The following is a 16,311-nucleotide window of genomic DNA, read 5'->3' as shown; positions in this document are numbered from 1 at the left end:
GCTACTAACCTTTATATGGGTGATTTGGATCAATTAATATTTTTTCAATAGATATGGCAGTGCCATCATCTCTTAAATCGATAACACATCCCGAAACGATTCCGCGTCCCTTTTCTTCAACTTCAAATCTAGTTGGACGTTGAGTAATGAAACGATGAATGATGTTTTCATACTTCATTCCTAAGACACTATCAAATGGTCCACACATTCCAACGTCAGAAATGAACGCTGTGCCGTTTTTTAGGATTTGGTCATCATTGGTCTGCACATGAGTATGAGTACCAACAATTGCAGAAATTTGCCCATCTAGATACATTGCCATTGCTTTCTTTTCACTAGTTGTTTCAGCGTGAAAATCAACAAAAATTGCATCTGCCTCTTTTTTGATTTCGCTGATAAGCTCGTCGATTTTTTGGAATGGATCATCGATTGGATCAATGAAGATTCTCCCCTGTAAATTAACAACTGCTAATTTCTTATTGTTAACGTTAATAATTGTATATCCACTACCTGGTACATCTTTTCCAGGGTAATTTAGAGGACGTACTAATTTTTTAGTATCATCGATAAAATCGAAGATTTCTTCGTTATTCCATGCATGATTACCAAGTGTAATTACGTCAGTACCTGCACTCATAATTTGCTTATATACTTTTTTATTAATTCCACGACCAAATGATGTCGAATTTTCACCATTTACAATCGTTACCTGTGGCTTGTAGTCTCTTTTTAGAATTGGTAGATATTTACTTACCATATCTACCCCCAAATTACCTACTACGTCACCTAAAAATAGTATTCTCATTTTCGTCCTCAATTCATTATTATATATATACAATTTTACACCGTTTTACATAAAATAAAAAAGGGCAAAAGCCCTTTTTTTATTTTGCATATTCGATTGATCTTACTTCTCTAATAATTGTAACCTTGATATGACCAGGATATTCCATATCCTCTTCAATCTTATTTTTAATATCTCTAGCTAAAACAACCGCTTGAGTATCAGAAACTTTTTCTGGTTTTACAATCACTCTAATTTCACGTCCGGCTTGAATTGCGTAGCTCTTATTTACTTCTTCAAAGCTATCGCTAATTGTTTCCAAACTTTCTAGACGATGAACAAAGCTTTCAAGAGATTTACTCTTTGCACCTGGTCTAGCAACCGCAATCTTGTTTGCGATGTTAACTAATTCAGAAATGATGAACTTAGGTTCACTGTCTTCATTATCGGCTGCAATTGAGTCAATAACAACTGGACTTTCTTTGAACTTCTTGGCTAAATCAACACCAAGGTCAATATGAGAACCTTCAGTCTCATTATCTGCAGAGCGACCAATTTCGTGCAACAATCCTGCGCGTTTTGCTAATACGACATCTTCACCTAATTCTGCGGCTAAGACACCTGACAACTTCGCAACTTCAATAGAATGGCTTAAAACATTGCGTCCATGATAAATCTTAAACTTCAATTTACCAATCATCATAATCATTTCAGGACTCATTGAATGAATTCCCAAATCAAATACTGTTTCTTCACCAATTTCTTGAATCTTTTCATCAAGTTCTCGACGACTCTTATCTACCATTTCTTCGATTCTTGCTGGATGAATTCTTCCATCCTTAATTAGGCTTTCAAGCGCCATCTTGGCAACTTCACGTCTAATTGGATCAAATCCACTAAGCACAACTGCTTCTGGAGTATCGTCAATAACCAAATCAATTCCTGTTAAGGTTTCAAAGGTTCTAATGTTTCTACCTTCACGTCCGATAATACGACCTTTCATATCATCGTTAGGTAGGTTTACAACTGAAACAGTTGTTTCAGATACGATATCAGCAGCACTTTGTTGAATCGCTTCAATAACTAGATTCTTGGCATTCTCAGAAGATTCTTTACGAGCTAGGTTATAACTATCTTTAACCATCTTGGCACGTTCGTCAGCTAATTCCTTCTTTGTTTCATTAATAATTAGCTCTTGTGCTTCTTCTTGAGAAAGTGAAGAGATACGTTCTAACTCATCTTGACGTTGTTTAACTAGCATATCAGCTTGCTGTTGCTTTTGTTCAAGCTTCTTTTGGTTTGAATTAAGCTTTTCTTCACGCTTATTCAATGAATCTTCACGCTTATCAAAAGCGTCATCTTTACGATCAAGTGAATCTTCACGTTGAATTAGACGATTTTCTTGTCGTTGAACTTCAATTCGTCTTTGCTTAATTTCTTTTTCGATGTTTGAACGATAATGATTACTCTTTTCTCTAGCTTCAAGAATTGCTTCCTTTGCTGAAGTTTGAGCTTGTCGTTTAGCATCTTCCAAAATATCTTGTGCACTCATGTGGGCCTTTGTTAATTTCTTATCAACAATTTTCTTGTTAGAAAACATTCCCACAGAAATACCAACTACAAAAGCAGCGATGATTGCGAGGATCATAGGTAAAAAATAAGTCATAGGCTTATTGCACCTCCACATCATCTAATTTAATTAAGTTTTTGATAATTGCGCATTGAATGATTTATTAGTCATTATGCGAACTAAATAAATAGTTCAATGTACATTACTATATTTTAAATTTTAGTTGTTGAAGTGTCAACACATGTTATTTTCTTTTGCAAAATAAAAAAGCCTTTCGGCTTCTTTATCGTTATTCTTCACCAGTATCCAAACTTGTTTGTTCAGCTTCGCCTGATTCAGAATCGTCTTCACCCATGCCATATGCAGCACGAACTTTTTTGTTAATTTCTTCCATTTTGTCCGGATTATCTTGTAAGAATTGTTTTGCGTTTTCACGACCTTGACCAATTCTTTCTTCACCGTATGAGTACCATGAACCAGACTTACCAATGATGTCTTGTTCAACGGCCATATCAACTAATTCACCAGTTTGTGAAATACCTTGACCGTACATGATGTCAACTTCGGCACGTTTAAATGGAGGAGCTACCTTATTCTTGGCAACTTTAATCTTAGTTCTGTTACCAATAATGTCAGTACCATCTTTAATTTGTTCAGCTCTTCTGATTTCTAGTCTGATAGTTGAGTAAAACTTAAGAGCACGTCCACCAGGTGTAGTTTCTGGGTTACCAAACATAACACCAACTTTTTCTCTAATTTGGTTAATAAATAGAGCAATAGTCTTAGTCTTGTTGATTGAACCAGATAACTTACGTAGTGCTTGTGACATTAAACGAGCTTGCAACCCAACGTGAGCGTCACCCATTTCACCTTCAATTTCAGCTCTAGGTACTAAAGCTGCAACTGAATCGACAACTACGATATCAATGGCACCACTAGATACAAGGGCGTCACAGATTTGTAGACCTTGTTCACCAGTATCAGGTTGTGATAGAAGTAAATCATCAATGTTTACCCCTAGATTGGTAGCATATACTGGATCCAAAGCATTTTCAGCATCAATGTATGCTGCTGTTCCACCTTGTTTTTGTACTTCCGCAACAGCTTGTAGCGCAATGGTAGTCTTACCTGAACTTTCAGGTCCATAAATTTCAACAATTCTTCCTCGTGGGAATCCTCCAACACCTAATGCATTATCAAGTGCTAAGGAACCTGTTGGTACAGTGGAAATTCTAGTATCTCCACGGTCTCCCATTCTCATGATTGAACCCTTACCGAATTCTTTTTCAATTCGTTTTAAGGCACCATCTAGAGCCGCTTTTCGTTCATCAGCCATTAATTTGACCTCCCTTTGATAACTATTCGATATTTATACTATACTAATCTCTCATTAAAAAAGCAAGTAAAAACAGAACAAAAGTTCGCATTATTTAGAATACTCATTTTCAATCATTTTTAATGCAGTTTGCACTGACTGTTCACGCACTTCTTGGCGTGATCCACTAAAATGAAATTCTTTCGCAAATTGATTTTCTTTGAAATCTAGTCCGATAAATACAGTTCCTGCTGGTTGACCTTCTAAACTATCAGGACCAGCAACACCGGTAAATGAAACTCCTACGTCAACATTCATGATTTGTTTGGATTGCTTAGCCATCCAAATTGCTACTTGTTCAGAAACAACACCATAGTCATCAATAACACTCATTGGAATAGATAATAACTTGGCCTTTGCCTCATTTGAATAAGTAACAAATCCACCATAGAAGATAGCAGAAACACCGGGAACTCCACCAATAGTTGATTGAAACATCCCTGCTGTTAAGCTTTCAGCTCCGGTTATGGTAATTTTATCGTCAATTAGCTTGTTAACAATAGATGTATCAATTTGCATACATAATCCGACCTTTCTGATATATATATACGATAATTAAATCGTTTTACTTGAAAGAATCTGCAAAAATAAAACGACTCTTCCAGAAGTATTCAACACCTGAGTAAACAGTAAAGAATAAACAGATGTAAAGTAGTAATGTACCAAAGCCAATGGTTGTAAATGGAATGAATAAGAAATCATTCATTAATAATAAGATGATTGCAAGCATTTGACTGAATGTCTTAATCTTACCAGGCCATGCGGCAGCAATGACTTGACCATCGTTTTCAACAACGATTAGTCTTAGACCAGTAACAGCTAATTCACGACATACGATTACAGCTGCAATCCATGCAGGAACAAATCCAAATGAAACTAGGATAATGAATGCTGACATAACAATCATTTTGTCTGCTAATGGATCAGCAAACTTACCGAAGTTGGTAACTAGGTGTTGTCTTCTGGCAATTTGACCGTCTAAAAAATCAGTGATACATGCTGCTGCAAATACAATTGCTGCAACGATTCTGGTAACTTGAATACTTGTTCCTAACCAGATAACTGTTCCCATGTTAATATCACATGAAAGTAAGATAATGAATAATGGAATCATTATTATTCTAATTAATGTAAGTTTGTTTGGTAAATTCATAATTTCCTCCAAAGAAATAAAAAAGAGCTTTACAAAGCCCTCTTTTTTTATTTACTAAATTCTAATGTAATTTGTGTAGTTAAAGGTGTGTTCTTGTCGTATTTCAATTCGGTACCATTTACCAAGATTTTTGCACCTTGGGTATTACCTAATGAAATGTTAACACTCTTAGTGTTAGCTGGAAGCTTAACATCCTTTTTATCACCACTGTTTTGTGAGCCTTGGAATAGAGTGTTGTTATCAGCCATAATTGATGACCATGCTCTACCAGTAGCCTTTAGAGTAACAGTGTTTTCTTTTTGACCAGTCACATTATACTTAGTAGCGCTAACTTCCTTAATGGTAGTTTTTCCTTCAGTGGACTTCTTATCATCTTTCTTCTTGTCATCGGCTTTTTTGCTTGATGAACTTGATGATTCAGAAGAACCAGTAACTGAAACGGAACTGCTACTAATGCTAGTTTGAGAAGAACTATTAGTATGTACAACAACTGCCCAAATACCGCAAACAACTACTAGAATTGCCACGATAATTCCGATGGTTGGAATAACCTTACGGAATGAATCTTTTCTTTGTTCACGACTACGACTAGCTACTCGGGTATTAACATCATCCTTTGATACTTCATCAGCATATTCTTCACTTTGAGTATCTGGTAGACTATCGTCATGTTCATTTAATAGTTCAATACCGTTAACGCCAACAGTGTCAGCGAATTGCTTAATAAACGCGCGAACGTAAAAATCACCAGGAAGTTCAGCAAAGTTCCCCTGTTCGATTGCTTCAAGGTAATGTTTTTGAATTTTGGTAATCTTTTGAATATCGTCAATGGACATTCCCTTGGCGACACGTGCTTCGTGTAGTGATTTACCAATTTCTACTTGTTTTCCATTGTTATTTTGCATAGGTATTACTCCACTTATTTATTATTTTACATCTACAGTATATCATAATTCGCCATATTATCTAAGTATCTAAACTAATTTATTTTTAGGAAAAATCTTATTTTTCACTATCATGTCAGGATTTAAGAATAATTTACCATAATGAATTAAATCATCTAATTCTAATTGTTTAATCATTTCAATTTCATCATAAATATTTTCAAAATCATGTTCTTCATTTGACATGTTATTAGCAATTGCCTCAATTGAATTCATCATTGAGACATGTTGACCAATTTCTTCTTTTTTAATTAGCTCAAATTCATCGGCTTTATCTGAGATATAGTCGGAGAAGTTAACCAATACGTCAGATATTCTATCAATGAATTCATCGACCTTTTCGGTTTCACCTGCAAGCACCGCAAAGTTAAATTGTTCTTCACAATCGAAATCGAAGCCAAATGAATCATCGATAATTCCATCATTGTACATTTTTTCATAGATTTCAGAACCTTCGGATAACAGAAGTTGTAGTAATAATGAAATGGATAGTTCATATTTGATATTACCATTGTATTTGGAATCACCCTTAATTCCAAGAGCTACCTTGGGACGATTAACATCCATGTAATGGTTTGTTTCTTTAACAATTGAAGAAGATTCAATCTTAGTTCTCTTAACTTCCTTTGGTTGATCGAATGCCTTCTTACCTTGATTGTCGGAAACACACTTAAAGATATCTTGAGGAATCACGTTTCCAACAACGGTAAGTTGCATATTTTGTGGTTGATAGAAATAATTGTAAGAATCATACAAGTCTTGCTTAGTAATCTTATAAATTGAATTTTCTGTCCCTGCGATATCAACATTTAATGGTGTATCAGGAAACATATTTTGAACAGTCTTAAAGAACAACACTGCACCCGGTTCATCATCATACATACTAATTTCTTGTCCAATGATTCCCTTTTCTTTTTCAACCTTGGCATCATCGAAGTAAGGTTCTTGAACAAAGTCCAATAACTCATTTAGATTTTCATAAACATTATCAGTTGTTGAAAATAGATAACTGGTTTTATTAAAACTAGTAAACGCATTAGAACCAGCACCGTATTTTGAAAAAACATCCATAGCATCATGATCTTTCTTATCAAACATCTTATGTTCTAGGAAATGAGCAATCCCTGCTGGATAATTTTTACCGTTAATGTTGGTATCAATAGATCCATATTTAACTGAAAGTGTGGCATACGTCTTTTGATAGCCCTTCTTTGGTACTACTACTACTGATAATCCGTTATCCATCTTATCAATGTAAACTTTTTCGTTAAACTTACGATATTCCTTAATTTGCATCATCAATCCTCCCATCTAAGAAGAAAATTGAATTTAATTCTACTTTTTTAGCAACTTCAGCGATTTGATCGATGGTAACGCCATTAACACGTTCTTTCCATTCATCAAATGACAAAGCTCGTTTTAATAGTCCATTAACAAATTGTTGTTCCATGTTTTGGCGAGGACTATCCAAAACAGATTTTTTGGCATTAATCATTTCAGCCTTAATGCTATTTAAAACATCGATATCGACATTTCCACTAGCGATATCATCAAGTTGTTCTTTCACAATTGATAACACTTTATCCTTGTTAGTGTAATTGATACCAGTGCTAACCATCACAAATCCATTAATTGAGTTATATGAACTGCTTGCACTGTAGGCTAAACTGTTCTTTTCTCTAACATTCTTGAATAGTTTTGATTGTGGCGTTCCACCAAAAATAGCATTGAATAAAACGGCTGCCATCGCTTCTTTATCGTTATAGAAAATTGGCAAACGGTATCCTAGGTTCAAACAGCTTTGTGAAGATTGAATCTTCTTATCAACCATTTCCACTTCGTCATTCATATTAAATGAGGTCAATGGTTCTAGTTCGTATTCAACGCTTCGATCTGATAAGTTGAATTCTTCAAATAAGCTTTGAATCTTTCCTTCATCAACATCTCCAATTACAGAAATCTTGATATTATCGTTCTTCAATACCGAAGAATAATATTCATATTCGTTTCGATTATCGATTGCATCGTAATCATTGGGTGTCCCAAATATAAAAGAACCACGGTTTAAGTAGTCCTTGTAAAATAATTTCTTCAATTGAATTGACGCATAATATTGTTTGTCATCAGCAACTGATTCAACATATTTTTTCATGTTATTTCTTTGTAAGGTAAATGTATCCTTATCAAATTGACTATCAGAAACCAATGGCTTGAATACTACACTATAAATAAAACTAACAGCCTGTTGTAATAAATCATCTTTTGCATCTACAAACTTTGGGTTTGGGATACTCAAGTTAATTCTTAGAACTGACAAATTACCATATCTCAAAACGTTGGTTCCAAAACTGGCTCCATACATTGATGATAAGTATCTTGCTAATTTGGATTGCGTTGGATAATCTTGATTACTAATTTCCATCAATTCTGCAAGTACTGCTCGTTTAGCAAAATTTTCTGGAATAGCCTCGCTAACTAGATCAAAAGTAAATGAAATTGTTTTGAATTTATCTTCCAAAATAACATTTAAGTCTACTCCATTAGCTAATTTCTTATGCAACAAAACCCCACCTCTAGTTCTTATTTCATATTATTTGTTAATTTCATTAATGGTGTATTGTAGTTCTTTCCAAACCACTTTTCACAAATCTTCTTTAATTCACCATTCTTTGCTAACTTCTTGAATGCAGCATTAATCTTAGCTTGCATTGTCTTATCACCCTTACGAATTCCGACACCAAATTCTTCTGGTGGGAACTTACCTCTAACCACTTTATATAAACCAGGGTTAGCTTGGTGAGCAATGTAGTAATTTGCATATGTGCTATCAATTAACAGTCCACTAATTCTACCATGATTCAAGTCAATAAATGCATTAGTAAATGAATTATATAGAATTGGTGATTGATTTTTAATATATTGTTTTAATAATTTTGGTTGGTCATTAATATCATTTAGACCTGCTGAACCATTTTGGGCACCTAGATATTTGCCCTTCATATCACTAAATTTATTAATGTGAGATGACTTCAAAGTAACTAATTCTTGATCATTTGCCAAGTATGGCTTACTGAAGTTAACAACAGCTTGCCTTTCTGGAGTAATTGTAAAACCATTCCAGATTAAGTCAATAGTCGTATTTCTTAGTTCAGTTACGTTCATTGACCAATCAATTGGTTGAAAGACTGGCTTAATGCCATATTGTTTAAATACAGCATTGGCTAAATCAACGTCGAAACCAACAATATTACCACTTTGGTTTTCATACCCCATCGGAACAAAGGTAACATCTAGACCAATGGTCACTTGCTTGTTCTTTTGAATACGGCTCCATGTATCTTGATGATCCGCTTTTTGTGTTACGGATTCACAACCAGATAACATGATAACTGCCATCAAACAGACACTAATAAGTCCAACCATTTTTAACATTTTGGTCTTCATAGACTACCCCTCCTCTTTAAAAGGTCTAACTTCCTTCACTTTATCAGCAACTTGGTTCGCAAATGCAACATCGTGGGTAACCACAAGTTGTGTGATATTTTGTTTCTTTAAATCTAAAATAATTTTTCCAACTTCTTCACTTAACTTAGGATCCAATGCAGATGTTGGTTCATCGTAACAAATAATCTTTGGGTGCATTGCTAAAGTTCTAACAATTGCCACACGTTGTTTTTGTCCACCAGATAATTGGTATGGATAAAGGTCTTCTTTACCAGTTAAATCCAATTTATCAATTAGTTCTTTTGCTTCTTTTAGTGCTTCTTCTTTTGACTTCTTTAACACTAATTGTGGTGCTAAAATAATATTTTCAATTACAGTTAGGTTTGGGAATAATCCAAAGTCTTGGAATACGACCCCAATAACTGATTTTGAGTCGTCAGTTGGATCAATTTCTTCACCATCAAAGAAGAACTTACCTGAATCGGCTTTTTCTAGACCAGTGATACATCTTAGTAGCGTTGTCTTACCAGCACCAGAAGGACCAACAATACTTAAAATTTCGTTGTCTTCAACATCTAGGTTCATATCCTTGATAATTGTCTTACCTTGAAAACTCTTATTTAAATTTTTTACTTGAAACATGTTAATCCCTCCTATCTCCAGTAATCAAAACGTTGTTCAATTTTTCTTAGTACTAATGTTAATACTGCTGTTAATACCAAGTAGAATACCGCAACTAGAATTAATGGAACCAATGTAACATCACGGGCTGTTGCGATGTTTCCGGCTTGTAATAAGTCACCAATACCAATTACGTAAACTAATGATGAGTCTTTAACTAGGTTAATTACTTCGTTTCCGATTGAAGGTAACACAATTTTGAAAACTTGTGGAATTACAATGTTGCGAAGAGTTTGCCAACGACTTAATCGAAGCATCTTGGCACTTTCGAATTGGTTCTTTGGAATTGATTGGAAACCACCTCTAAAGATTTCAGCAAAGTATGCTGCATAGTTTAGAACGAATGCAATTACAGCTGCTTCAAATCTTGGAAAAACAATTCCGATAATTGGTAAACCATAAAAGATAAAAATCAATTGTAATAATAGCGGTGTTCCTCGCATGATCCAGACATAAAATTCAAAAATTACTTTGATAATATTTTTTCCTGTTAATGCTAAGGAAAATAAAACTCCTAATGGGATTGATAATACGATTGTTAATGCGAAAATCTCTAATGTTGTTACTACCCCAGAAAATAGTGAAGGTAATATTTCTAAAATATATTGCATTAATTATTCCTCCTTTGATAAAAAAAACGCCCTTTTAGCAATATGCTAAAAGGACGTTGAAAACGTGGTGCCACCTAATTTCCTATTCTGCTCGCGCAAAATAGCTCAGTGAGTCTATTGACTCGCAGATAACGGCTGCACCGGTTTATTCCTAATTACGTTCAGAATAACAACTCACAGATGTGAACACCTGCTGTAATTACCTAGCTTTCACCTGTTACTAGGATCTCTGTGAATTACATACAAATGCATTTCTGCTCAAAGTCTTTTAATAATTAATAAAATAACTTAATTTCAATCGTAAGTCAATAACAAAGTTTAGTTACGTTTAAATAAATGCTTAAACTTATCCCAAGCACTTTCCTTTTTGACATCAATCTTCATCAATGGAACAGTTTCACCTTCAAGTCTTCTAGCTACGTTTCTGTAACCTTGAGCTGTTGGGTTATCAGGGTTCATAACAATTGATTCACCGTTATTTGAAGTACTAATAACTTTATCATCATCTAAGATAATACCTAATAAATCAATTCCTAAATGGGTGGTGATTTCATCAACATCCATGTAGTTGTCATCTTGCATTAATGACTTTCTGATACGATTAATAATTAATTTTGGTGTTTCTTGAAGTGGATGTTGTTCTAATAAACCAATTACTCGATCGGCATCACGAACTGCTGAAATTTCTGGAGTGGTAACAACAATTGCACCGTCTGCTCCGGAAACAGCGTTAATGAAACCTTGTTCGATACCGGCTGGACAGTCAATAAAGACATAGTCAAAATCTGGTTTTAATTCGTCAACAATACTCTTTACTTGTTCTTCGTTTAGAGCTGTCTTATCAGTATTTTGGGCTGCAGGTAATAGATATAATAAGTCATCAAAACGCTTATCTTTCACCATTGCTTGAACTAGCTTTACTCTACCAGTTGCAACATCTACGATATCGTACATAACACGATTATCTAGACCCATAACAACATCTAGGTTTCTTAGACCAATATCTAAGTCAATCAAACAAACTCTTTTTCCCATCATTGCTAAAGCAATTCCAATATTAGCACTTGAAGTTGTCTTTCCAACTCCACCTTTACCTGATGTAATTACAATGGCTTTTCCCATTATTCAATACCTCCAATTCGATTAAAGAACTTTGGATTAATCTCTTTTAGATTCTTTATTTTACCATAACTTAGCACGTGTAGGTCGTTTACATATACTACTGTTTTTTCAGAATCTTCGATTGGACGATCTGCAACAATATCGTATTGTTCTCCTACACGAACTTGTTGTGCTGTATGTAAATTACCGATAATTAACTTGCTTTCATCATCAGGACATCCTGCTTGAACAATTCCTTCGATAACTCCCATATTAAACACATTACCAGTGGCAATTAACTTTCCACCTTCATGAATTTTACCAAAGAATAAAACATCACCATCGACATTTACTTCTTGACCATTTCTAATCACTCTGCTCATCACTTCAACATTGTTTTGAGCCATGATTTTAGCTGATTCTTCCTTGGTAATAACGTTGGATAAAAAGCTATCAATAACTAAATTTTTGTAGTCATCAACTAACTTAATGATATCATTTTTATCTTCTTCTGACATCAATCTGTTACCCATCTGAACATTCAAATGTAATTGGTCTTTGCCTTTTTCACTTTCTTCGCCAAGGCCTTCTAATAGTTGCTTCAAATCAACTAGGATTTCTCTAACACTAGCTGTCTCTTTTAAAATTAACTCATATCCGTCTTTGGTTCCTTTAAGTACTACAGATTGCATTTATAGATACTCCCTCTTATCTCTTTTATTACTTACTCAATTCGATCAAATAATACCCCGATTGGCACGTACAAAATTAAGAATAACACTGAGTTAAACAATACAGTTGGAATCACTGCATGAATTAAAAAGTACCCAGCTGCCATATTAGTAGCATTCATTAAACGATTTAGTCCATATGCCAAAACATTAATTAGTGCAATGTTAAACGCAAATGAAAACAATCCGGTGACAATATTCATTGGTAAAAAGCGATATAGCTTTCGACCGATAATAATTGCAAGTGGGAAAATAATAACGTAAACCCCTAGTATTCCGGTATAGAACAAATCAAACAATAATCCAGCAATTGCTGCCCATATTTCAACATGTTCATTTGTTCGATTAATGAAGTACATACCAAAGAATAACCATGCAAATGTAATGCTTGGGACTAATATATATTTACCATATAGAAGGTGACTAAAAATTAATGAAATTGATCCATCCAAGAACAAAGAAATGAACAATCCAATTATGAAAACATATCTAATTGGCTGACGTTCTCTCATTCAAATCACCCCTATGATGTTTTATCTACAACTGTAACAACTTCAAGATCATTCATGTTTGCTGGTGTTTGAATATACAACTTCGCAGCAGTTCCATAGTCATCAGTTGTTACCTTTGCAACCTTACCTACATAAATACCTTTTGGTGTTATTCCACCAAGACCATTAGTAGATACTTTGTCATTTACCTTAATCTTAACCTTGGTATTTAAATGACCAACGATTAATTGTCCTGTCTTTCTGTCATAACCGTTAATAATTCCATTAACAGTTTCACCCTTTGAGTTGGTAGCTTGTACAGGGAACTTGTTATCAGAATCCACAGTATTTGAAATTAGTTCAACTTTACTGTTACTGTTATTAACTTCAATGACACGACCAATTAATCCTTTAGCGCCAAGAACGGACATGTTCTTTTTAACTCCTGCGGATGAACCTTTGTTAATAACAAATTGATCATTCCAAGCAGAAGGAGTTCTAACTAAAGCTTCAGCAACGATTGGATTGTAATCAGCTAAACCACTTTTAATTTTTAGTTCACGTTTTAGTTGATCATTTTCACTTTGAATAGCTTGGTCTCTAACCTTAGTTGCTGTAATTGTTTCTACTTGTGCTTTTAGCTTTTGATTTTCTTTATATGTGTTAATTAAATTATTTACAGTTTCACCGGCATGTCTAATTGAGTTAGCTGGTATAGCAACAGCCCAACTAGTAATTCCGACCACATCATTTCCAAATCGTTGGACAAATGGTGGCATTGATTTGTTATTTCTGGTAGAAACAGAAACAGAAATAAATCCTAAACAAATAATAAAAATCAAAATGGCAGTTAACCACTTTCGATTGGAGAAAAATTTACGCATTTTTCAATCCTCCGAACTAGTAAATAAGCGGGAAGATAACCTCCCCGCTTATTTAATCTATTTTCTCTTCATAATATCAATGCTCTTTAATGATTCACCAGTTCCGATTGCAACACAATCTAGCGGGTTCTTAGCGATTGAAACTGGAACCTTAGTAGCTTCTGAAATAACTTGTGGTAAGTTCTTCAATAAAGCACCACCACCAGTTAAGACGATACCATGATCGATAACATCAGCAGAGATTTCTGGAGATGTTTCTTCAAGGGTTTCCTTAACAGTTCCAATGATTTCTTGAATTGGTTCTGAAATAGCGTTTGCTACATCTTCAGCAGTAATTTCCACACTCTTTGGTAAACCAGTTAGTAGGTACCTACCACGAATAGTAACGTTTTCGATATCTTTAGCACCTTCAATTGAAGCTGAACCGATATCCCATTTTAGCTTTTCAGCTGTTCTTTCACCGATTAATAGGTTGTACTTCTTTCTGATGTAAGCGGCAATTGCGTCATTTAGACGGTCACCGGCTACACGAAGTGATCTACTTGATACGATACCACCTAGTGAAATAGTAGCAACATCAGTAGTACCACCACCAATATCAACAACCATACTACCAGTTGGGTCCATAATTGGTAGACCTGCACCAATAGCAGCTGCGAAAGGTTCTTCAATTACGTAAGCATCCTTTGCACCAGCAACACGAGTTGCATCAATTACGGCTCTCTTTTCAACTGCTGTAATACCACTTGGTACACAGACCATAACGTAAGGCTTACCTGAAGCGTGACCTACAGTCTTATTAATGTAGTATTTTAGCATTGTAACAGTAGTTTCGTAGTCAGCAATTACCCCATCTTTCATAGGTCTAATTGCAGAAATGCTAGCAGGAGTACGACCAATCATATCTCTTGCTTCTTGTCCAACTGCAACGATTTCTCCAGTTTTTGTATTCTTAGCAACAACTGAAGGTTCTCTTAACACAATTTCTTTACCATCAACGTAAACAATTGTGTTGGCAGTTCCTAAATCAATTCCAATATTTTTAGTTCCAAATCCAAACACAGTTTTTCATCCCTTCATAATTACATTTGGCTGGCTATTTTTAATTTCACCTTTTTTGCATACTTCTTAGTATACCATAGTTATTTTTTAATTTTTAATAACACTCTCTAGTGTATACGATTTTTCAACATTTATCATTAAAGAATTTAAAATTTAACAATTTTTTATTGTAATTTGAATAATTTTCGCACATCTGAGATGAAATATAGTGATCCAGTGATTAAAATCATATCATCTTCGGACACTTCACCAGCAGTTTGAGCAATTGCCTGTTTCCAATCATCAATAACGGAAACTGAATTTTTAGCCTCAACTTGACCACTTATTTCATCAACATTCACACTTTGACGCGAACCATAAGCTTCAAACTTAGTTAATACTAAATGAACATTATTAATACTACCTAGAATATTCAGCATATCCATGTAATCTTTATCGGCTAAGATACCGATAATGATGTAAATTTCGTTTGATGCAAAATCCTTGGTTAATAACTTTTTGATTTCGTTAACGGCATCAATATTATGTGCCCCATCCAATACAACGAGTGGTTGGTCATTAACCCTTTCGAATCGACCTGGCCACGTTGTATTGGTAATTCCCTTAATGATTGCTGAACTATTAACCTCTTTACCTTTATCTTGTTGGTGCAAAACATATGCTTTAATCGCACAAGCAGCGTTGTGTGGTTGATAAAACCCTAACAAACTGGTCTTAATGTTTCGAACTAAGTTGTCGTCATCTTCGTAGTCAAATGATTGTTGCCAATTATTGTTCATAACAGGTTTGGAAGTATTAAATTCACTACCGTAAGAATATAGCTGTGCATCTAGTGCTGACGCCTTGTTCTTAAAAACATTCATTGCATCATCATCGACCTTACCGATTACGACCGGGCGATTTTGTTTAATAATTCCTGCTTTTTGACTAGCAATCTTTGGAATCGTATCACCTAATAGTTTCATGTGATCCATCCCAATAGTAGTTATCACAGAAACCGTTGGTTCAAATACGTTTGTTGAATCCAAAATACCACCGATTCCGACTTCTACAATCACAACATCGACTGGATGCTTGGCAAAGTATAAAAACATCATGGCAGTAATAATTTCAAATTCTGTGGGCCCACCACCAGGGATTGTCTCATCCATTTCTTCGGCAATTGGCTTAATTGTTTCCACTAATTCCACCAATTCATCGTCTGCAATCGGATCGCCGTCAACACTAATACGTTCATTGAACTTAATTAAAAATGGTGATGTAAATGTTCCGACCGTTTTATGGTCTGCTTGGAAGATATTTCTAAGGTATGCAACCGTAGACCCCTTCCCATTGGTTCCAGCGACATGAATGGCATTAATGTCTTTTTGTGGGTTTCCTAAACGATTCAAAAGGTCTTTGATAATATCTAGGCTCGGATGCTTTTTAAACTTATATCTACCATGGATAAAGCTAAGTGCTGTTTCATAATCCATTTTTG

At 34.7% G+C, this 16,311-nt stretch carries 17 protein-coding genes; all 17 read right to left on the bottom strand.

Going from position 1 to position 16,311, the window contains the following annotated elements; all coding sequences use genetic code 11:
- Positions 1-4 precede the first annotated feature (4 nt).
- Positions 5-805: a TIGR00282 family metallophosphoesterase gene (locus JUD45_RS00800; protein WP_138726938.1), complete on the bottom strand. Its 801-nt coding sequence runs from the start codon at positions 803-805 to the stop codon at positions 5-7.
- A gap of 79 nt (positions 806-884) precedes the next feature.
- Positions 885-2,450, bottom strand: coding sequence for a ribonuclease Y (gene rny / locus JUD45_RS00795; protein WP_138726939.1), 1,566 nt, complete (start codon positions 2,448-2,450; stop codon positions 885-887).
- 193 nt (positions 2,451-2,643) lie between these two features.
- Entirely contained in the window at positions 2,644-3,690 is a 1,047-nt protein-coding gene (gene recA, locus JUD45_RS00790) for a recombinase RecA (RefSeq protein ID WP_034532137.1), read from the bottom strand.
- Positions 3,691-3,780: 90 nt separating this feature from the next.
- Positions 3,781-4,248: a CinA family protein gene (locus JUD45_RS00785; protein WP_138726940.1), complete on the bottom strand. Its 468-nt coding sequence runs from the start codon at positions 4,246-4,248 to the stop codon at positions 3,781-3,783.
- 46 nt (positions 4,249-4,294) lie between these two features.
- Complete coding sequence (pgsA, locus tag JUD45_RS00780) at positions 4,295-4,882, bottom strand: CDP-diacylglycerol--glycerol-3-phosphate 3-phosphatidyltransferase (RefSeq protein ID WP_138726941.1); 588 nt, start codon at positions 4,880-4,882, stop codon at positions 4,295-4,297.
- A gap of 47 nt (positions 4,883-4,929) precedes the next feature.
- Positions 4,930-5,787: a helix-turn-helix domain-containing protein gene (locus tag JUD45_RS00775; RefSeq protein ID WP_138726942.1), complete on the bottom strand. Its 858-nt coding sequence runs from the start codon at positions 5,785-5,787 to the stop codon at positions 4,930-4,932.
- Between the two features lie 69 nt (positions 5,788-5,856).
- A complete protein-coding gene (gene yfmH, locus JUD45_RS00770; RefSeq protein ID WP_187155734.1) occupies positions 5,857-7,122 on the bottom strand; it encodes an EF-P 5-aminopentanol modification-associated protein YfmH in 1,266 nt (421 codons plus the stop codon).
- Positions 7,112-8,386, bottom strand: coding sequence for an EF-P 5-aminopentanol modification-associated protein YfmF (gene yfmF / locus JUD45_RS00765; protein ID WP_187155733.1), 1,275 nt, complete (start codon positions 8,384-8,386; stop codon positions 7,112-7,114). Before yfmF ends, yfmH begins: the two co-directional genes overlap by 11 nt.
- Before the next feature lie 20 nt (positions 8,387-8,406).
- Positions 8,407-9,270, bottom strand: coding sequence for an amino acid ABC transporter substrate-binding protein (locus tag JUD45_RS00760; RefSeq protein WP_187155732.1), 864 nt, complete (start codon positions 9,268-9,270; stop codon positions 8,407-8,409).
- A 3-nt stretch (positions 9,271-9,273) separates the two neighbouring features.
- Entirely contained in the window at positions 9,274-9,912 is a 639-nt protein-coding gene (locus JUD45_RS00755; protein WP_138726946.1) for an amino acid ABC transporter ATP-binding protein, read from the bottom strand.
- Positions 9,913-9,923: 11 nt separating this feature from the next.
- On the bottom strand, positions 9,924-10,562 hold the full coding sequence (locus JUD45_RS00750; protein ID WP_187155731.1) for an amino acid ABC transporter permease: 639 nt from the start codon (positions 10,560-10,562) through the stop codon (positions 9,924-9,926).
- Between the two features lie 318 nt (positions 10,563-10,880).
- Positions 10,881-11,684 carry a septum site-determining protein MinD gene (minD, locus tag JUD45_RS00745; RefSeq protein ID WP_034534331.1) on the bottom strand — a complete coding sequence of 268 codons (804 nt, stop codon included), beginning with the start codon at positions 11,682-11,684 and terminating at the stop codon, positions 10,881-10,883.
- Positions 11,684-12,355, bottom strand: a complete 672-nt coding sequence (locus JUD45_RS00740) for a septum site-determining protein MinC (RefSeq protein WP_138726948.1) — start codon at positions 12,353-12,355, stop codon at positions 11,684-11,686. The genes minD and JUD45_RS00740 overlap by 1 nt, the downstream gene beginning before the upstream one ends.
- Before the next feature lie 32 nt (positions 12,356-12,387).
- Positions 12,388-12,906: a rod shape-determining protein MreD gene (mreD, locus tag JUD45_RS00735; protein WP_138726949.1), complete on the bottom strand. Its 519-nt coding sequence runs from the start codon at positions 12,904-12,906 to the stop codon at positions 12,388-12,390.
- Positions 12,907-12,917: 11 nt separating this feature from the next.
- Positions 12,918-13,769: a rod shape-determining protein MreC gene (gene mreC / locus JUD45_RS00730; RefSeq protein WP_138726950.1), complete on the bottom strand. Its 852-nt coding sequence runs from the start codon at positions 13,767-13,769 to the stop codon at positions 12,918-12,920.
- Between the two features lie 57 nt (positions 13,770-13,826).
- Positions 13,827-14,831: a rod shape-determining protein gene (locus tag JUD45_RS00725; RefSeq protein WP_034532118.1), complete on the bottom strand. Its 1,005-nt coding sequence runs from the start codon at positions 14,829-14,831 to the stop codon at positions 13,827-13,829.
- Between the two features lie 164 nt (positions 14,832-14,995).
- A complete protein-coding gene (locus tag JUD45_RS00720) occupies positions 14,996-16,306 on the bottom strand; it encodes a bifunctional folylpolyglutamate synthase/dihydrofolate synthase (protein WP_138726974.1) in 1,311 nt (436 codons plus the stop codon).
- Between the last annotated feature and the right edge of the window lie 5 nt (positions 16,307-16,311).

Source organism: Apilactobacillus nanyangensis (assembly GCF_016861915.1).
In the GTDB taxonomy this organism is placed as follows: Bacteria; Bacillota; Bacilli; order Lactobacillales; family Lactobacillaceae; genus Apilactobacillus; species Apilactobacillus nanyangensis.
This window is presented reverse-complemented; position numbering and strand designations above follow the sequence as displayed.

Coding starts and splice junctions, on each gene's coding strand:
- minD (WP_034534331.1), bottom strand. CDS start 11,684: ATGGGAAAAGCCATTGTAATTACATCAGGTAAAGGTGGAGTTGGAAAG.
- JUD45_RS00740 (WP_138726948.1), bottom strand. CDS start 12,355: ATGCAATCTGTAGTACTTAAAGGAACCAAAGACGGATATGAGTTAATT.
- mreD (WP_138726949.1), bottom strand. CDS start 12,906: ATGAGAGAACGTCAGCCAATTAGATATGTTTTCATAATTGGATTGTTC.
- JUD45_RS00775 (WP_138726942.1), bottom strand. CDS start 5,787: ATGCAAAATAACAATGGAAAACAAGTAGAAATTGGTAAATCACTACAC.
- rny (WP_138726939.1), bottom strand. CDS start 2,450: ATGACTTATTTTTTACCTATGATCCTCGCAATCATCGCTGCTTTTGTA.
- mreC (WP_138726950.1), bottom strand. CDS start 13,769: ATGCGTAAATTTTTCTCCAATCGAAAGTGGTTAACTGCCATTTTGATT.
- JUD45_RS00755 (WP_138726946.1), bottom strand. CDS start 9,912: ATGTTTCAAGTAAAAAATTTAAATAAGAGTTTTCAAGGTAAGACAATT.
- JUD45_RS00800 (WP_138726938.1), bottom strand. CDS start 805: ATGAGAATACTATTTTTAGGTGACGTAGTAGGTAATTTGGGGGTAGAT.
- JUD45_RS00760 (WP_187155732.1), bottom strand. CDS start 9,270: ATGAAGACCAAAATGTTAAAAATGGTTGGACTTATTAGTGTCTGTTTG.
- JUD45_RS00750 (WP_187155731.1), bottom strand. CDS start 10,562: ATGCAATATATTTTAGAAATATTACCTTCACTATTTTCTGGGGTAGTA.
- yfmH (WP_187155734.1), bottom strand. CDS start 7,122: ATGCAAATTAAGGAATATCGTAAGTTTAACGAAAAAGTTTACATTGAT.
- JUD45_RS00720 (WP_138726974.1), bottom strand. CDS start 16,306: ATGGATTATGAAACAGCACTTAGCTTTATCCATGGTAGATATAAGTTT.
- pgsA (WP_138726941.1), bottom strand. CDS start 4,882: ATGAATTTACCAAACAAACTTACATTAATTAGAATAATAATGATTCCA.
- recA (WP_034532137.1), bottom strand. CDS start 3,690: ATGGCTGATGAACGAAAAGCGGCTCTAGATGGTGCCTTAAAACGAATT.
- JUD45_RS00785 (WP_138726940.1), bottom strand. CDS start 4,248: ATGCAAATTGATACATCTATTGTTAACAAGCTAATTGACGATAAAATT.